Origin of the sequence: Mycobacterium ostraviense (assembly GCF_002705925.1) — a bacterium.
GTDB classification, from domain to species: domain Bacteria; phylum Actinomycetota; class Actinomycetes; order Mycobacteriales; family Mycobacteriaceae; genus Mycobacterium; species Mycobacterium ostraviense.
This window is the reverse complement of record NZ_NKRE01000001.1, coordinates 4226416-4242190: the sequence shown is the minus strand read 5'-3', so window position 1 is coordinate 4242190 and position 15775 is coordinate 4226416. Positions and strand designations below refer to the sequence as shown.

Sequence of the window (15775 nt, the reverse complement as noted above, 5' to 3'; positions counted from 1 at the left end):
TGGACCCATGGCTACTGCACCGTACGGGGTTCGGCTACTGGTCGGCGCGGCGACAGTCGCCGTCGAGGAGACGATCAAACTGCCGCGCACCATTCTCATGTACCCGATGACGCTGATCAGTCAGGCCGCACACCTGGTCATGCGGTTCCAACAGAACCTTGCTGAACTGGTCATCAAGGGCGACAGCACGTTGGAGACGCTGTTCCCGCCCAAGGACGAGCAGCCGGAATGGGCGACCTTCGACGAGGACCTGCCCGACGCCGTGGAGGGCTGGGAGGGGTCGTTGATGGCGCTGCCCGGTTCCGACCCGTCCGGCGCCGACCGCCGGTCCGCGGGACGGTTCGCGCTGTATTCGGTATCCGACCCGGATGAGTCCAGGGCCGCCGATTCCCCGACTAAGCCGATGCCGGCCAGGCAACCGAACACGTCGTCGAATTCGGCGGTCCCGGTACCTGCGATCGCGAGTGAACTCGACTATCCGTCGCTGACCCTGGCCCAGCTGCGGGCCCGGCTGCAATCGCTGGGTGTCAACGATCTCGAAGCCTTGCTGGCCTACGAGCAGGCCACCAAGGCGCGCGCCCCGTTCCAGACGCTGCTGGCGAACAGGATCACCCGCGCGACCGCCAAGTGACCCGTTCTCATGCAAACTCGGCCGAGAATCCGTTCCCGGTCCGCGCGGTAGCCATCCGGGTCGCGAGCTGGATCGATCGACTGGGCACGGTCTGGGTTGAGGGGCAGCTGGCCCAGATCACGATGCGGCCCAACTCCAAGACGGTGTTCATGGTGCTGCGTGACCCGGCAGCCGACATGTCGCTGAACGTCACCTGCCCCCGTGACCTGGTACTGGGTGCGCCGGTGAAATTGACCGAAGGCACCCAGGTGGTGGTCTGCGGCAAGCCGTCGTTCTACACCGGGCGCGGCACGTTCTCCTTGCGGCTCAGTGAGATTCGGGCCGTCGGCATCGGCGAGCTGCTGGCACGCATCGAACGGCTACGCCGGCTGCTGGACGCCGAGGGCCTCTTCGATCCGCGGCTCAAGCGCCCAATCCCGTTCTTGCCCAACATGATTGGCCTTATCACTGGCCGAGCGAGCGCGGCCGAGCGGGACGTGACGACGGTGGCCGCCGCGCGCTGGCCCGCGGTGCGGTTCGCGGTGCGCAACGCCGCCGTGCAGGGGCCCAATGCCGTCGTGCAGATCGTCGAGGCGCTGCGGGAGCTTGATCGCCACCTCGAGGTCGACGTGATCGTGCTGGCCCGCGGCGGTGGCAGCGTCGAGGACCTGCTGCCGTTTTCCGACGAGACGCTGTGCCGCGCCATCTCGGCCTGCCGCACGCCGGTGATCAGCGCGGTCGGTCACGAACCCGACAATCCGATCTGCGACCTGGTCGCCGATCTGCGGGCCGCCACCCCCACCGACGCGGCCAAGAAAGTCGTTCCCGATACCGCGGCCGAGCAGCGGTTGATCGCCGATCTGCGCCGGCGCGGCGCCCAAGCGCTGCGCAACTGGGTGTCTCGTGAGGAGCGGGCACTGGCCCACCTGCGCAACCGCCCGGTGCTGGCCGACCCGCTGCGGGCGCTCACCGCGCGTGGGGAAGAAATCCAGCGCGCCCGGTCGGCGCTTCGCCGCGACATCAACCGGCTGGTCGCCGCCGAGACCGAACGGGTCGGCCACCTGTCGGCGCGACTGACCACGCTGGGGCCGGCGGCCACGCTCGCCCGCGGCTATGCCGTTGTGCAGAGCCTTACGTCCTCCGGACAACCGGCAGGGGTGCTGCGGTCGGTGCACGACGCGCCGGCGGGCACCAGGCTGCGGGTGCGGGTTGCCGACGGCGCCATCGCGGCGCTCAGTGAAGGACATGCCGATGGCTGCTGACGAAAACGACGTGACCGGCTCTACTACACCTATTAGCCAGCTCGGCTATGAAGCGTGCCGGGACGAACTGATCGAGGTCGTGCGGCTGCTGGAACAGGGCGGCCTGGACCTCGATACGTCGCTGAGGCTCTGGGAAAGAGGCGAGCAACTTGCGAAAAGATGCGAGGAACACTTAGCTGGCGCCCGGCAACGGGTGACCGATGCGCTGGCGGCCGGCGGCGCTTCCGAGAACTGACCCACACCGACCCGCGCCGGTTTCACTGGGCAATCCTTATTCCAAACTGGAACACGTTTTAGTTATGCTTCGCCGCATGGGTGATGCATCGTTGACAACCGAACTCGGCCGCGTCCTGGTAACCGGCGGCTCAGGCTTCGTCGGGGCCAACCTCGTTACCACGCTGCTGGAGCGGGGATACCAGGTGCGTTCCTTCGACCGCGCGCAGTCGCCGCTGCCCCCGCACCCGAATCTCGAGGTGCTGCAGGGTGACATCACCGACGCGACCACCTGCGCCACGGCAGTCGACGGCATCGACACGATTTTCCATACAGCGGCAATCATCGACCTGATGGGCGGCGCGTCGGTGACCGACGAATACCGGAACCGAAGCTTCGCGGTCAACGTCGGCGGCACCGAGAACCTGGTGCACGCCGGGCAGCGGGCGGGGGTGCAGCGGTTCGTCTACACCTCGTCCAACAGCGTGGTGATGGGTGGCCAGAACATCGCCGGCGGTGACGAGACGATGCCCTACACCAGCCGGTTCAACGACCTCTACACCGAGACGAAGGTGGCCGCCGAGCGATTCGTGTTGTCGCAGAACGGTGTTGACGGCATGCTCAGCTGCGCTATCCGGCCCAGCGGCATCTGGGGCCGCGGCGACCAGACGATGTTCCGCAAGCTGTTCGAAAGCGTGGTCAAGGGTCAGGTCAAGGTGTTGGTCGGCCGCAAGTCAGCCCGGCTGGACAACTCCTACGTGGACAACCTGATTCACGGTTTCATCCTGGCCGCGCAGCATTTGGTGCCCGGGGGCACCGCACCAGGGCAGGCGTACTTCATCAACGACGCCGAGCCGATCAACATGTTCGAGTTCGCCCGGCCGGTCGTCACAGCGTGCGGCGAAAGTTGGCCGCGGATAAGGGTATCCGGTCGCCTGGTGCGCGACCTGATGTCAGCGTGGCAGTGGCTGCACTTCCGGTTCGGGCTGCCGAAGCCGCCACTGGAACCCCTTGCGGTGGAACGGCTTTACCTCGACAACTACTTTTCGATCGCCAAGGCCGAGCGTGATCTCGGCTATCGTCCGCTGTTTACCACCGAGCAGGCTATAGCCGAATGCCTGCCCTACTACAAGGACCTTTTCGAGCAGGTCAAGGCGGCAGCCAAGCCCCATCTGGTGTCGGTCGTCGACGCAGCACCGCCGGAATAGCGCGTGCTCCTGAGCTAGAACGGCGGCGGATGAGCCGCCATCCGGGCTTGGTTGATGCCGCGCTCCCAGCCGATCCGCGCCCGCGCTATCGGAGTTCGTAGTCGTCGAGGGCGGGTTTCGTCATCACTTCGCGGAACCGGGTGAACGTCCACGGCCATGCCACCGGAACGCCGCGGTCGTCGAGATACCAGCTGCGGCAGCCGGTCACCCACACCGTCTTTTTCGCCGCTTCGATGCGGTCGGCCTCGAAGCGCGCCGTCGCCTCGCGACGGGCGCTGATCTGGCGGCACCGACCGTCGGCCAGTAACTCGAAAAGCTGCAGCAGATAAGCCGTCTGGGCCTCCGCCACGTCGATCAGCGAGAAGTTGCCGACCGGCCCGTTGGGCCCGTTGAGCATGAACAGGTTGGGAAAATCGGGCACCGACACCGACAAGTAGGCGAATGGCCGCTGTCCCCACACCTCGTCCAGACGCACGCCGCCGCGGCCGACCACCTCCATGGGGCGCAGGAAGCGGTCCACCCGAAAACCGGTGGCCAGCACCAGCATGTCGAGGCGATGCAGCCTCCCGTCGACGGTGCGTATGCCGTCGGCCTCGACGCGGTCGATGCCCTCGGTGACCAGATGGGCGTTGGGCCGCTGGATGGCCTGGTAGAAGTTGCCGGAGATGATCAGCCGCTTGCACCCGGCCCGGTAGCCGGGCCGCAGCCTTTCCCGCAACCCAACGTCGGCGACGCTGTCCTCGAGGTTGGCATGGGCCACCTTTTGCAGCATCTGCAGCGCCTGCGAGTCGGCGTCGACGACGGCGTTGGCGAAGCTTTGGATGAAGTCCCGGTTCAGCTGCGCGCGCAGCTGGGTCAGCACCGCCGGGTCGAATCGATAGCGTGCCCGGTCCGCCTCGTCGACGGGCGGGTTGTCCACCGGCAGGATCCACTGCGGGGTCCGCTGGAACAGGTGCAGTTCCCCGACGACGTCGGTGATCGCGCCGGTGATCTGCACCGCCGACGAGCCGGTGCCGATCACCCCGACTCGCATGCCTTCCAGCGGCACGCTGTGGTCCCAGCGGGCGCTGTGGAACATGCTGCCCGCAAATTCGTTGAGCCCGTTGATATCTGGGTAACGCGGGTGATGCAACACGCCGGTGGCGGCAATAACGACGTCGGCCTCGTCGCAGTCACCGGTGGACAGCTCGATGCGCCAGCGACTTCCGTCGTGCTCGAGGCGGCGAACCTCACGCCCGTAGCGGATCAGTTCGTCGACGCCGTAGCGGCGCGCGACGTTGTCGAAGTACGCGAGGATCTCCGGCCCGGGCGCGAACGCGTGGCTCCACTCGGGGTTCGGCGCGAAGCTGTAGGTGTACAGGTGGGCGGGCACATCGCAGGCGATGCCCGGGTAGGTGTTCTCCCGCCAGGTTCCGCCCAGCCGGTCAGCCTTCTCATACACCACGACGTCGGTGAAGCCGGCCTCGCGCAGCTTGATGGCGGCCAGCACCCCGGCCATTCCGGCGCCGACGATGACGAAGCGCACGCCGGCCCGATGCGCGGTCATGGTGTGAGCACTCCGTGCACGGGCGGGACACCGTCGCGCTCGCCGGCCATGGTGGCAAGCAGCTCCTCGGCATCCTGAAGGCCCACGCAACGTCGGGGCAGGCTCTCGAACGGGTAGCGACCCGATGCCAGCAGCGCCAGCGCCGCCCGATAGGCGGTGGCGTCCACCCCGAGCGCGCCGAGGATGCGCAGCTCCTTGAACACCACCAGGTCCGGCGAGAATCCGGGCGCGCCGGCACCCAAACCTCGGGTGCCGGCGACCACGACCGTCCCGGCGGGCCGTGCGAGCGCGATCGCTTGCGCGAACGCCGCCGGCGCCTTGGCGGTGACGTCGACGACAACGTCGGCCAACCCGCCGGTCGCCCTACTCAGCGCCGCGACCGGGTCATCCGTCGCGATGTCGACGGCGAGGTCAACACCGAACTCGCCGGCCTGCGCCAGCCGGTCGGCGTCCCGGGGACCCAGGCCGGTCAGCATGACGAATCCCGCGCCGGCTTCCTTGGCCGCAGCGGCGGCGCACATCCCGCGGACACCCGGTCCGAGCACCGCGACCACGTCACCCAAACCGGTGCCCGGAAGCGTTGTGCCCCAGCGTATTCCGGCGCCCAATGGATTGAACAGGGTGGCCACCGCGGGGTCCAAGCCGGCCGGCACCGGCAACACCATCGAGTCGGGCGCCAGGTATTGGTATTCGGCATAACCGCCCCACAGGCCGGGTTCGCGGTCGATTGGGATGAAGCCGTACATGTCGGCCAGACCGTGGCGTTCGCAGCGCCGGTACTCACCGGCAAGGCAGTTGGCGCACTGGCGACACGACTGGAACACCTCGACCGCCACCCGGTCCCCGGCCGCCACCCCCCAGAGCCGGGCGGCCTGCGGCCCGATCGCCTCGATGATCCCGACGGTTTCGTGACCGGGAACGAACGCGAAGCCGCCGCTCAGCGCTCCGGTGTACTGCTCGTGGTCGGTACCGCACAACCCGCAGGCTTCCACCCGCACCAGCGCATCGTCAGCGCCGACCTGCGGCACCGCAAGCTCCCGAACGACGAGACGGCGCGGCGACTCCAACACCAAGGCCCGCGACACCGTGGCCTCCGAGCTCATCGCACCCACTCTCGATTCGGCCGCGACTAACGAAATCCCACGACCTCGCCGCCCCAGGCAGCTCGGATGTGGCTGTCGAGATCGCGTGCGACGGTGTCGGTTTTGTTGATGATCAGGCACGCCCGATCGGCGTCGTCGTACGCCGGCCAGTCCGGCTCGCCGGCCGGACCCGCGGGCTTGCCATGCCGGGCGAAGTTGACCCACCGGGTACGCACTCTGCCGGAGACCGCCTTGGCGGTCCTGACTCCGCCGAGCCGCAGTGTCGGGTCGTGCGGTCCGCCGAGATTGCCCCAGACATAAGGCAATTCGGTGGCGTGGGCGGCGTTGACCAGCAGCAGCTTGAGCAACGGCGTCGAATAGTCGAAGCGGTACAGATACACCGGCGCCACCCTGCGGTGTCCGTCGGCCAGCCACACCGAGGGCATCCGGAAACCGACGTCGGTGGCAATGCTCAACGGCCGGGCCCTGCGCCGGATGCGTGAATAGGCCATCCCGATCTGCTCCTCGGTGGGCAATTGCAGGTCGGGCTGTTCGGCGGCGATCTGGGTGAACATCGACGTGATCGCGTGCGGGGTGATCGGCATCAGCGGCGAGCGCATCAACCGGAACAGCGCCGCCTCGTGCTTGTTGGTGCCGATGATCAACGGGACGGGTTGAGAGCGACCCTCCTGCGCCACTTTCACCGGGTAGTCGTCCAACAGGTCGCCATCCACGATGGGCACGAACGCCGCCGTGCCGGGGTTGCGCACCGGCACTTCGTCGAACACTTCTTTCGACGCGGCGATGATCGCCGCGGTGGGCATGTCAACCAGCCGCTCGACCGCCGACGCGCCGATCCCCAGCTTGTCGAGGATGCACACCGCCACCCGCCGGGCCCTGTCGCGGGCGTATACCGAGGTGGCCGGCGAACTTTGGGCGATCGCCCGGCCGAACAGCCCCGCCGCTGCCGGGACGGCCAGCAGCGTCGTGACGAGCCCGGCTCCCGCCGATTCACCGAACAGCGTGACGTTTCCCGGAGCCCCGCCGAAGCCCGCGATGTTGTCACGTACCCAGCACAGCGCGGCCAGCACGTCCCGCAGCCCGACGTTGGAGTCGAATCGTCGTGACGTGCTGAACGTTGACAGGTCCAGAAAGCCCAGCGCGCCGAGCCGGTAGTTGACCGTCACCACGACAACGTCGCCGCTGGCGGCCAGCCGCCGGCCGTCATAGAGCGGTTGGCTGCCCGACCCGAGCGTGTAGGCGCCGCCGTGCAGCCATACCATCACGGGCTTACCGTCGCCGGGCTCGGTGCCGGCCGGGGCCCAGATGTTCAGCCACAGGCAGTCCTCGCTCTGTGGTGCCCCCAAGTCGAGGGGCATGTTCGGAATGACCGGTTGCGGGCAGGCCGGTCCGAAGCTGACGGCGTCGGCCACCTGGGTCCATCGTTTCGGCGGCTCCGGCGCCCGAAAACGCAGGTCGCGCAGCGGCGGCGCGGCATATCGAATGCCTTTCCAGCTCTTGGTGTCGCCGTCATCGGTGCCCCGAACCGGGCCGTAGCTGGTTTCGACCACGCAGTCGTCGATTGCCATACGCCTGAAACTCCCATTCCCCTGCCTAATCTCAGGTTAACGACCGGCGGGCACCAGGACTCCGGAAGGCCTCCGAGCCAGGCCGTAGTGGAGATGAACCACGCCGCTGCCAAACCGGTGCGCGGCCGGCAGCTCGAGCTCGATGCGCCCCGGCGGGCAGCTGACCGGCACCCGCCGGTCGACCCGGTAGCCGTCGTCATGATGCCGAAAGCGGTTGCCCCGCCTATGATTCCGGTGGCGGCTCGATACTGGAGACCACCAATTTCAGATAGGGCTGGTAGAGGTCTTCCCCGTCGAGGTGGCTGCCGAGGGTGATGCCATCGTTGACGGCAAGGATCACCCGGGCGAGGGTTTCGGCCGGGATCGTGAGGGTCGCGCCGAGGCGGACAACGTTTTTGTAGATGAAGTCGCCCAGCGATCGGACGGTTTCGCGCCGCTGTTCGGCCAGCCGTTCGCGCGCCTGGGGGTTTCTCAGCAGGAATAGCGTGAATTCGTACCCCAGCGCCGCACGATCGGTGTCACTGCTCAGCTCCCGCCAGCGGTTGGCGAGTTCGTCGAGATCGACGTCGCCGAGCCGGTGAAACGACTCGATGGTTTCGGTGAAACCCTCGAGGAACCGCTGCCGTTGCCGTTCGATGACTGCGAGGAACAGTTCTTCCTTCGCGCCGAAGTGCGAATAGATCGCACCGCGGGTGTATCCGGCGGCGCCGGCAATGTCCTCCAAGGCCGCCCCGAACAAGCCCCTGCGCGCAAAGAGTTCTTCGGCGGCGTCCAGCAACAGGTTGCGAGTGTGCTCGAGACGCCGCTCGGGGGTCCAGCGTTGCGGCACGGAGTCAATCCTTGCATACCCCCGGGCCGCGATCGGCTTTTACATACATGATCGCATCAAATATACATCATTGTATATTGCGATCGCCATCACATCGTGGCCGCAGAGGAGCGCACCGAAGTGACGCGAGCATTATGTCCGGGAGAGTGGGTGCAGCCGGGGTCGGGTGCCGGCCTCAGCCTCGCCGATGTCGGTCCCGACGCCTTCGCCATGCGAATTCCGACGCACCGCTATACCTGCCGGGACTACGCGACGCGAGCGAGAACGGATCTGGTTGCGCGTCTGGCAGATTGCCGGCCGGGTCGACGAGTTGCCGAAGATCGGCGACTGGAAGCAGCACCGCATCCTCGACCAGTCGTTCGTCATCGTCCGCGGCAAGGACGACAAACCGCGCGGCTTCGTCAACGCTTGCCGGCACCGCGGCAACCTGCTGTGCAACGCCGCGGCCGGGAACGCCAAACGCGGGTTTGTATGTCAATACCATTTGTGGTCCTACGACCTGGACGGCCGACTCCGCGGCATGCTGCGCGAAAACCTGGCCGGCCCGGTGGACAAGCGGGAAAACTCGCTGTTGGAGGTGCCGGTCGACACCTTCGCCGGATTCATCTTCATCAACCCCGACCCGAATGCGCAGCCACTGAGCCAGTTTTTGGGACCGGAGGTGACCGAGCTGCTCGCGCCCTATCACCTCGACGAGATGGTCGCGGTGATGGACGTGCGAGAACCGTTGGACTGCAACTGGAAAGTGGTCCTGGACGCCTTCGAGGAGGGCTACCACATCAACGGCATCCACCCGCAGCTGCTCAACGTGCTGACCATCGATCCGGCCACCACGCGATACCGGTCTTCGACAACCACAGTGTCGCGGTGGCACCGTTCGAGGTGCGGGGCGCCGGCGCCGAGAAGCAGGTCGAGGCAATCATGGACCTGGCTGAGACATTTCCGTCGACCGCTGCGGTCATCCCGCGTTTCTAGGTACTGGTCGCCGACTACCGCAACGCGGACGGGTCCGTCGACTTCCCGCACGGAGTCACCGCGCGAAAGCTCTTGCAGCAGGCCACCCGCGACACCTTGACGGCGATGGGCCTGGATGTCAGCGGCCTGACCGACGAGCAGATGAGCGACAACCAGGGCTGGGTGCTGTTCCCGCACTTTTTTCATGACAATCCGGGCCGGTGAGTGCCACGTAATCATGGCGGTTCCGCACCCCGACGGCGACCCTAACCGCTACGTCTGGCACGTCAGCAGCTACATGTATCTGCCGCCCGAACACCGGGACACCTTCCGGGTCCAGCTCACCGACGTCACCGAACCCGGAAGTTGCAAGTATTTCGAAGCGCTGCAACAGGATTACGAACAGATGCCGCGCCAGCAGCTGGGGCTGCGCAACAGCCGTCTGGACCACCTGACGCTGGTGAAGGAGGAGGTCGTCATCGCCCACTACCACTCCGTCATCGATCGCCATCTGGCCAATGAGGCTTGAGCGGGAAGGAGCTCGATGAACCCGCAGGAACTCCTCGCCCACCAGCGGCGGGTGGCGGCGGCCTGTCCGCACAAGGCCGAAGCAACGCCGTGATGGTGCGCAACGTCGAAGACGTCACCGGCGGCCACACCGGCCGAGCGCGAACGGTGCTGGACTACAGCCTCGTCGTTCAACGCCTTGTCGACGAGGCGAAGAAGCCGGGCTTCACCGCCGAAAACTGGGCGCCGCTGGCCGAACTTGTCGACGTCGACGGATTCCAACGGCTCGGCGCCTTCAAGGAAGTGATGAACTGGCCGGACTACGTCGACTTCCTCACCGGGTGGGCGACGTCGTCGGAGTGGGAATGCTCCTTCAAACGCATCACCGAAACCGCGGATCTGGTCTTCCTCGAACTCGAAGAGCGGAGTGTCATAGGCGATTTCACCAGCGTGGTCAACTCACTTTCGGTCTACGCGCTCAACGATGCGGGCGAGATCACCCACATCGACCTCTACCTGCAGATGGCACCGCCCAGCTCCGACATCCTGAAAAACTTTGACGGAGCACATATCTCGCAGTGACCTGGCCCGGATCAACCGATTTCCGGGACCCGCCGTCACCTGCCGCGTCGAGGACCGCGGTTCTGCATACCAAATGCCGTCGCTGCGGTTAAGGTTGCGCTCAACACCGACGCGGAGGGCTGCCCCGGTCCGAAAATGAACACCGAATTCACGCTCACCCAGAAGCGCGCGCTGGCGGTCCTTACGCTGGTCGCCCTGCTGTTCGGCGCCTACTTCCTGCGTGACTATTTCGTGCTCATCGTGGTTGCGGCGGTGGGCGCCTATCTGTTCACACCACTGTTCAATTGGTTCAACAACCGGCTGAGCACGGGCTTGTCGGCCACGTGCACGGTGTTGACGGCATTGGCCAGCGTTTTCATTCCGGTCGCGCTGTTGGTGGTGCTGGCCGTCGTCCAGGTCGCCCGGATGGTCGACAACGTCGCCGAGTGGTTCAGGACCACCGATCCCAGCGAGCTCGGCGACAAGGTGTTGCACGTGGTCAACGACCTGCTGGCCCGGGTGCCGTTCCTGCATGTGACCGTGACTCCCGAGATGTTGCGAAACGCGATGATTTCGACGGCTCGCACTGTTGGCACCTGGCTGCTGCATGTCTTGCAGGGCGCGGCCGGAAGCCTCGTCGGCGCGATCACGTCGGCCATCATCTTTCTGTATGTTTTCGTGGCGCTGCTGCTGAACCGGGACAAGTTACGGACGCTGATCGGCCAGCTCAACCCGCTGGGCGAGGAAGTCACCGATTTGTACCTGCGCAAGATGGGCTCGATGGTGCGCGGCACCGTCAACGGCCAGTTCGTCATCGCCCTGTGCCAGGGCGTGGCCGGCGCCGCGTCCATCTACCTCGCCGGGTTTCACCACGGGTTCTTCATCTTCGCGATCGTGTTGACCGCGCTGTCGATCATTCCGCTGGGTGGCGGGATCGTGACGATCCCGTTCGGAATCGGGATGATCTTCTACGGCAACATCGCCGGCGGCCTGTTCGTGGTGCTCTGGCACCTGCTGGTGGTCACCAACATCGACAACTTCTTGCGACCGATCCTGGTTCCGCGCGACGCCCGGCTGAACTCGGCGCTCATGTTGCTCTCGGTGTTTGCCGGCATCGGCATGTTCGGCCCGTGGGGCATCATCATCGGTCCGGTGCTGATGATCCTCATCGTCACCACCATCGACGTCTACCTGGCGGTGTACAAGGGGGTCGAACTCAAGCAACACCATGACCCGCCCACCCGTCGCAAGTGGCTCTCGCGCCGAACCGGGAACACCCCGGCCGGCGCGGCTACTAACTCAGCCGCTCAGTGAGGAACTCGACCACGCGCTTGCGGGCTTCGTAAGCCGCCTGACCGTCCACCTCGCGGACCTCGTCGGTGAGCACCGAATGCGCCATTCGGCTGAAGCCGTCCGCGTTGCCCGGGCTGGAGTCGATCTCGATCACCTCGAACGCGTCGCCGAGTCGCTGCTTGAGCGTGGCGAACCGTTCCCGCGGCGCCATCTTGTCCTCGCTGAAACGCAATCCCATGGCGCACAAGCCGTCGTTGGCGCAGCGGTCGGCGACGACTCGAAGTTCGGATTCGCTCAGGCCGGGGTCGCGACGCTGCGCGGGCGTCAGCGGCAGTGGGACCGAGGGCTGGCTGAGCACCGGGGCGAGCACGCTGTCGTCGACGGCGGCGGCCAACGCGAAGCCGCCGGTGAAACACTGGCCGATCACCCCGACACCGTTGCCGGGGGTCGACGCGTTGAGGTCGCGCGCCAGGGCACGCAGAAACTGCGACACCGGGCGCTGCTTGTTGGTGGCCATCGCCGCGAATTCCCGGGCCACACAGGCCCGGCTGAGCGTGGCCGCCATATAGCCGGCCGACACCGCCTTGCCCGGCTCACCGAACAGCGACGGGATGGCCACGGTGAACCCGTTGTCCACCAGGTGATTACCCAGGCCCAGCACCCCGGGATGAATCCCCGGGATCTCCGGGATCAGCACCACTCCGGGGCCCGAGCCCTTGCGATAGACCTGGTGTGTGTAGCCGCCGCCGGTGAACGGCGACGCCGACCACCCGGACAGGTCTGCTTCGGGTCCGCTCAAGCTACGTCCCTCCTATCGGCTCACGGGCAGGGGCGGCTGTGATTGCGTCGCCGTCGCCAGCGTACGGAACTCCGCGGCGCTGCCGGCGCCGGTGATCGCGACCTGGGTGGGACCGGCCGGGCTGGCCAGCCTGGTGGTCCACACCGGCTCGAGGGCGCCGTTCTTGTCGGCACCTTGATACACGACCCAGGTGATTCCGCCCACGTCAACCGTTCCGGTGGGGTACATGCCCGGATGGATGGAACCGACCAGCTTGTCCTCGTCGGCGCTGCTCTGGGTCAGGCTCAGGTACATCCCCGTCGGGCTGATGTATCCCACGGTCGAGGTGGCCGCGTTCAAACGCTGACCGGCCGACGTATCGGTCCGGCCGTTCTCGATGCCGCCACGGCCACCGGAGTTGGGTTGCCATCCCGGTGGCAATAGCGGCAGCCTGATGGGGAACCCCAGCGTCGCAGCGTCTGCCCGTAATGCCGTCGCCGCGTCGTAGGACGGGATCCGTCCCCGGGTCGTTCCGCCCGGTTGCAACGAACACATCCCGACCATGCCGGCCAGCAGGATGCAGCCGATCACCAGCGGCACCAGCGACCAGAACATGTCGCGACCGTCCTGCAGCAACCGTGGTTTGGCCGGCTTGGGGGCCGGCTGCGGCTCAACAGTCACCTGCCCAGTATCCCAGCTCGTGCCGCGCGATTCGCTTCTGGGACAATCAGCAACCATGACTGCACAGGGATCCGGTTCGTCGCCGGCGACCGTTGCGAAAACCGACCCTTCGGCCAGCCGGCCGCCGCGCGGGGAAGCTCCGGACCGCAACCTGGCCCTGGAGTTGGTACGGGTCACCGAGGCCGGCGCCATGGCCGCCGGGCGTTGGGTGGGCCGCGGCGACAAGGAGGGCGGCGACGGCGCGGCCGTCGACGCGATCCGCGAGCTGGTGAACTCGGTCTCGATGCGCGGGGTCGTGGTGATCGGCGAGGGCGAAAAAGATCACGCGCCGATGCTGTACAACGGCGAAGAAGTCGGCAACGGCGACGGCCCGGAATGCGACTTTGCCGTGGACCCGATCGACGGCACCACGCTGATGAGCAAAGGCATGCCCAACGCCATCTCGGTGCTGGCGGTGGCCGATCGCGGTGCGATGTTCGACCCGTCGGCGGTGTTCTACATGAACAAGATCGCCGTCGGCCCCGATGCCGCCCACGTACTGGACATCACCGCCCCGATTTCGGAAAACATCCGGGCCGTGGCCAAGGTCAAGGAGTTGTCGGTGCGCGACATGACGGTGTGCATCCTGGACCGGCCACGGCACGCGCAGCTGATCCACGACGTGCGGGCCACCGGGGCGCGGATCCGGCTGATCACCGACGGCGATGTCGCCGGCGCCATCTCGGCCTGCCGGCCCGAGTCGGGCACCGACATGCTGGCCGGCATCGGCGGCACCCCGGAGGGCATCATCGCGGCCGCGGCGATCCGGTGCATGGGCGGGGCGATCCAGGCCCAGCTGGCGCCCAAGGACGAGGCCGAGCGGCGCAAGGCGCTCGACGCCGGCTACGACCTCGACCAGGTGCTGACCACCAGAGACCTGGTCGCCGGCGAGAACGTCTTCTTCTGCGCCACCGGGGTCACCGACGGCGACCTGCTCAAGGGTGTGCGCTACTACCCCGGCGGCTGCACCACCCAGTCGATCGTGATGCGGTCGAAGTCGGGCACCGTGCGGATGATCGAGGCCTACCACCGGCTTTCGAAGCTCAACGAATACTCGGCCATCGACTTCACCGGCGACACCAACGCCGCCTACCCTCTGCCGTAAACCGTTCCCACAACCAAGGATCCGATCAATGGCCGACAGTGCCTCTGATAACGACACCGACTACCGCATCGAACACGACACCATGGGCGAGGTCCGGGTGCCGGCGAAGGCGTTGTGGCGCGCGCAAACTCAGCGTGCGGTGGAAAACTTCCCGATCTCCGGGCGGGGCCTCGAGCGCGCCCAGATCCGTGCCCTGGGGCTGTTGAAAGGCGCGTGCGCGCAAGTGAACAAGGACCTCGGGTTGCTGGCGCCGGAAAAGGCCGACGCCATCATCGGCGCAGCAGCCGAGATCGCCGACGGTCAACACGACGACCAGTTCCCCATCGACGTCTTCCAGACCGGTTCGGGCACCAGCTCCAACATGAACACCAACGAGGTGATCGCGAGCATCGCCGCCGCCAACGGGGTCACGGTGCACCCCAACGACGACGTCAACATGTCGCAGTCGTCCAACGACACCTTCCCGACCGCAACCCATATCGCGGCCACCGAGGCCGCGGTCTCTCATCTCATCCCGGCACTGCAGGTCTTGCACGATGCGCTGGCGGCTAAAGCTCTGGAGTGGCAGACGGTGGTGAAGTCGGGCCGGACCCACCTGATGGACGCCGTCCCGATCACCCTCGGGCAGGAGTTCAGCGGGTATGCCCGCCAGATCGAGGCCGGCATCGAAAGAGTGCGCGCCACCCTGCCGCGGCTGGGCGAACTGGCGATCGGCGGCACCGCCGTCGGCACCGGCCTCAACGCGCCCGAGGGCTTCGGCGTCAAGGTGGTCTCAGTACTGGTGGCCGAGACCGGCCTATCCGAATTGCGGACGGCGGCAAACTCTTTCGAAGCCCAGGCGGCGCGGGACGGGTTGGTCGAGGCGTCCGGCGCGCTGCGCACCATCGCGGTGTCGCTGACCAAGATCGCCAACGACATTCGCTGGATGGGATCCGGCCCGTTGACCGGGCTGGCCGAAATCCGGCTGCCGGATCTGCAGCCCGGCAGCTCCATCATGCCGGGCAAGGTGAATCCGGTTATCCCGGAGGCAGTTACCCAGGTCGCCGCGCAGGTGATCGGCAACGACGCTGCGGTGGCCTGGGGCGGCGCCAACGGCGCCTTCGAACTCAACGTCTACATCCCGATGATGGCCCGCAATATCCTCGAGTCGTTCAAGCTGCTGACCAACGTGTCACAGCTGTTCGCGCGGCGCTGCATCACCGGGCTGACCGCCAACGTCGAACACCTGCGTGAGCTGGCCGAGTCGTCACCGTCGATCGTGACACCGCTGAACTCGGCCATCGGTTACGAGGAGGCGGCTGCCGTCGCCAAGCAGGCGCTCAAGGAGCGAAAGACGATCCGCCAGACCGTCATCGATCGCGGCCTGGTGGGCGACAAGCTTTCTATCGAGGAGCTCGACCGGCGCCTCGACGTGTTGGCGATGGCCAAGGTCGAAGCGGCCGACGTCTAGGCAGGTCGATACCGGCGTCACGCGGATCTGCGGTGACGCGAATGCACGGCTACCTTGGTTGGGGTAGT

General features: G+C 66.6%; 14 protein-coding genes and 1 pseudogene. 9 read left to right on the top strand and 6 right to left on the bottom strand.

Annotation, left to right across the window (positions count from 1 at the left end; all coding sequences use genetic code 11):
• Positions 1-7: 7 nt before the first annotated feature.
• The 4 genes from CDN38_RS19905 to CDN38_RS19890 all read left to right on the top strand — a co-directional run bounded on the left by CDN38_RS19905 (position 8) and on the right by CDN38_RS19890 (position 3293).
• Entirely contained in the window at positions 8-631 is a 624-nt protein-coding gene (locus tag CDN38_RS19905) for a lipid droplet-associated protein (RefSeq protein ID WP_075509870.1), read from the top strand.
• On the top strand, positions 628-1872 hold the full coding sequence (xseA, locus tag CDN38_RS19900; protein WP_075509871.1) for an exodeoxyribonuclease VII large subunit: 1245 nt from the start codon (positions 628-630) through the stop codon (positions 1870-1872). The genes CDN38_RS19905 and xseA overlap by 4 nt, the downstream gene beginning before the upstream one ends.
• Entirely contained in the window at positions 1862-2107 is a 246-nt protein-coding gene (locus CDN38_RS19895; protein ID WP_075509926.1) for an exodeoxyribonuclease VII small subunit, read from the top strand. Before xseA ends, CDN38_RS19895 begins: the two co-directional genes overlap by 11 nt.
• A gap of 64 nt (positions 2108-2171) precedes the next feature.
• Entirely contained in the window at positions 2172-3293 is a 1122-nt protein-coding gene (locus CDN38_RS19890) for a 3-beta-hydroxysteroid dehydrogenase (RefSeq protein ID WP_075509872.1), read from the top strand.
• A gap of 85 nt (positions 3294-3378) precedes the next feature.
• Here the strand turns inward: CDN38_RS19890 and CDN38_RS19885 are convergent, their stop codons facing one another.
• From CDN38_RS19885 to CDN38_RS19870, 4 genes are all read right to left on the bottom strand, one after another.
• Positions 3379-4839 carry a flavin-containing monooxygenase gene (locus tag CDN38_RS19885; protein WP_075509873.1) on the bottom strand — a complete coding sequence of 487 codons (1461 nt, stop codon included), beginning with the start codon at positions 4837-4839 and terminating at the stop codon, positions 3379-3381.
• On the bottom strand, positions 4836-5942 hold the full coding sequence (locus tag CDN38_RS19880; RefSeq protein ID WP_075509874.1) for a zinc-dependent alcohol dehydrogenase: 1107 nt from the start codon (positions 5940-5942) through the stop codon (positions 4836-4838). Before CDN38_RS19880 ends, CDN38_RS19885 begins: the two co-directional genes overlap by 4 nt.
• Before the next feature lie 26 nt (positions 5943-5968).
• The gene (locus CDN38_RS19875) at positions 5969-7510 is read right to left on the bottom strand and encodes a carboxylesterase/lipase family protein (RefSeq protein ID WP_075509875.1); all 1542 of its coding nucleotides are present in this window, start codon (positions 7508-7510) and stop codon (positions 5969-5971) included.
• A 223-nt stretch (positions 7511-7733) separates the two neighbouring features.
• Positions 7734-8339, bottom strand: a complete 606-nt coding sequence (locus CDN38_RS19870) for a TetR/AcrR family transcriptional regulator (RefSeq protein WP_075509876.1) — start codon at positions 8337-8339, stop codon at positions 7734-7736.
• Between the two features lie 120 nt (positions 8340-8459).
• On the opposite strand from CDN38_RS19870, the pseudogene CDN38_RS19865 reads away from it, so the two are divergent.
• From CDN38_RS19865 to CDN38_RS19855, 3 genes and pseudogenes are all read left to right on the top strand, one after another.
• A pseudogene (locus CDN38_RS19865) lies at positions 8460-9822 on the top strand (aromatic ring-hydroxylating oxygenase subunit alpha).
• Positions 9823-9914: 92 nt separating this feature from the next.
• Complete coding sequence (locus CDN38_RS19860; protein ID WP_075509877.1) at positions 9915-10382, top strand: hypothetical protein; 468 nt, start codon at positions 9915-9917, stop codon at positions 10380-10382.
• Positions 10383-10517: 135 nt separating this feature from the next.
• The gene (locus CDN38_RS19855) at positions 10518-11675 is read left to right on the top strand and encodes an AI-2E family transporter (RefSeq protein ID WP_075509878.1); all 1158 of its coding nucleotides are present in this window, start codon (positions 10518-10520) and stop codon (positions 11673-11675) included.
• On the opposite strand, the gene CDN38_RS19850 is transcribed toward CDN38_RS19855, so the two are convergent.
• Together CDN38_RS19850 and CDN38_RS19845 are read right to left on the bottom strand one after the other, a co-directional pair.
• Positions 11656-12453 carry a dienelactone hydrolase family protein gene (locus tag CDN38_RS19850; protein ID WP_075509879.1) on the bottom strand — a complete coding sequence of 266 codons (798 nt, stop codon included), beginning with the start codon at positions 12451-12453 and terminating at the stop codon, positions 11656-11658. The genes CDN38_RS19855 and CDN38_RS19850 overlap by 20 nt on opposite strands.
• Before the next feature lie 12 nt (positions 12454-12465).
• A complete protein-coding gene (locus tag CDN38_RS19845; protein WP_233026953.1) occupies positions 12466-13113 on the bottom strand; it encodes a DUF4245 domain-containing protein in 648 nt (215 codons plus the stop codon).
• A 55-nt stretch (positions 13114-13168) separates the two neighbouring features.
• On the opposite strand from CDN38_RS19845, the gene glpX reads away from it, so the two are divergent.
• Positions 13169-14257: a class II fructose-bisphosphatase gene (gene glpX / locus CDN38_RS19840; RefSeq protein ID WP_142361299.1), complete on the top strand. Its 1089-nt coding sequence runs from the start codon at positions 13169-13171 to the stop codon at positions 14255-14257.
• 28 nt (positions 14258-14285) lie between these two features.
• Positions 14286-15707, top strand: a complete 1422-nt coding sequence (locus CDN38_RS19835) for a class II fumarate hydratase (RefSeq protein WP_075509881.1) — start codon at positions 14286-14288, stop codon at positions 15705-15707.
• Positions 15708-15775: the final 68 nt, after the last annotated feature.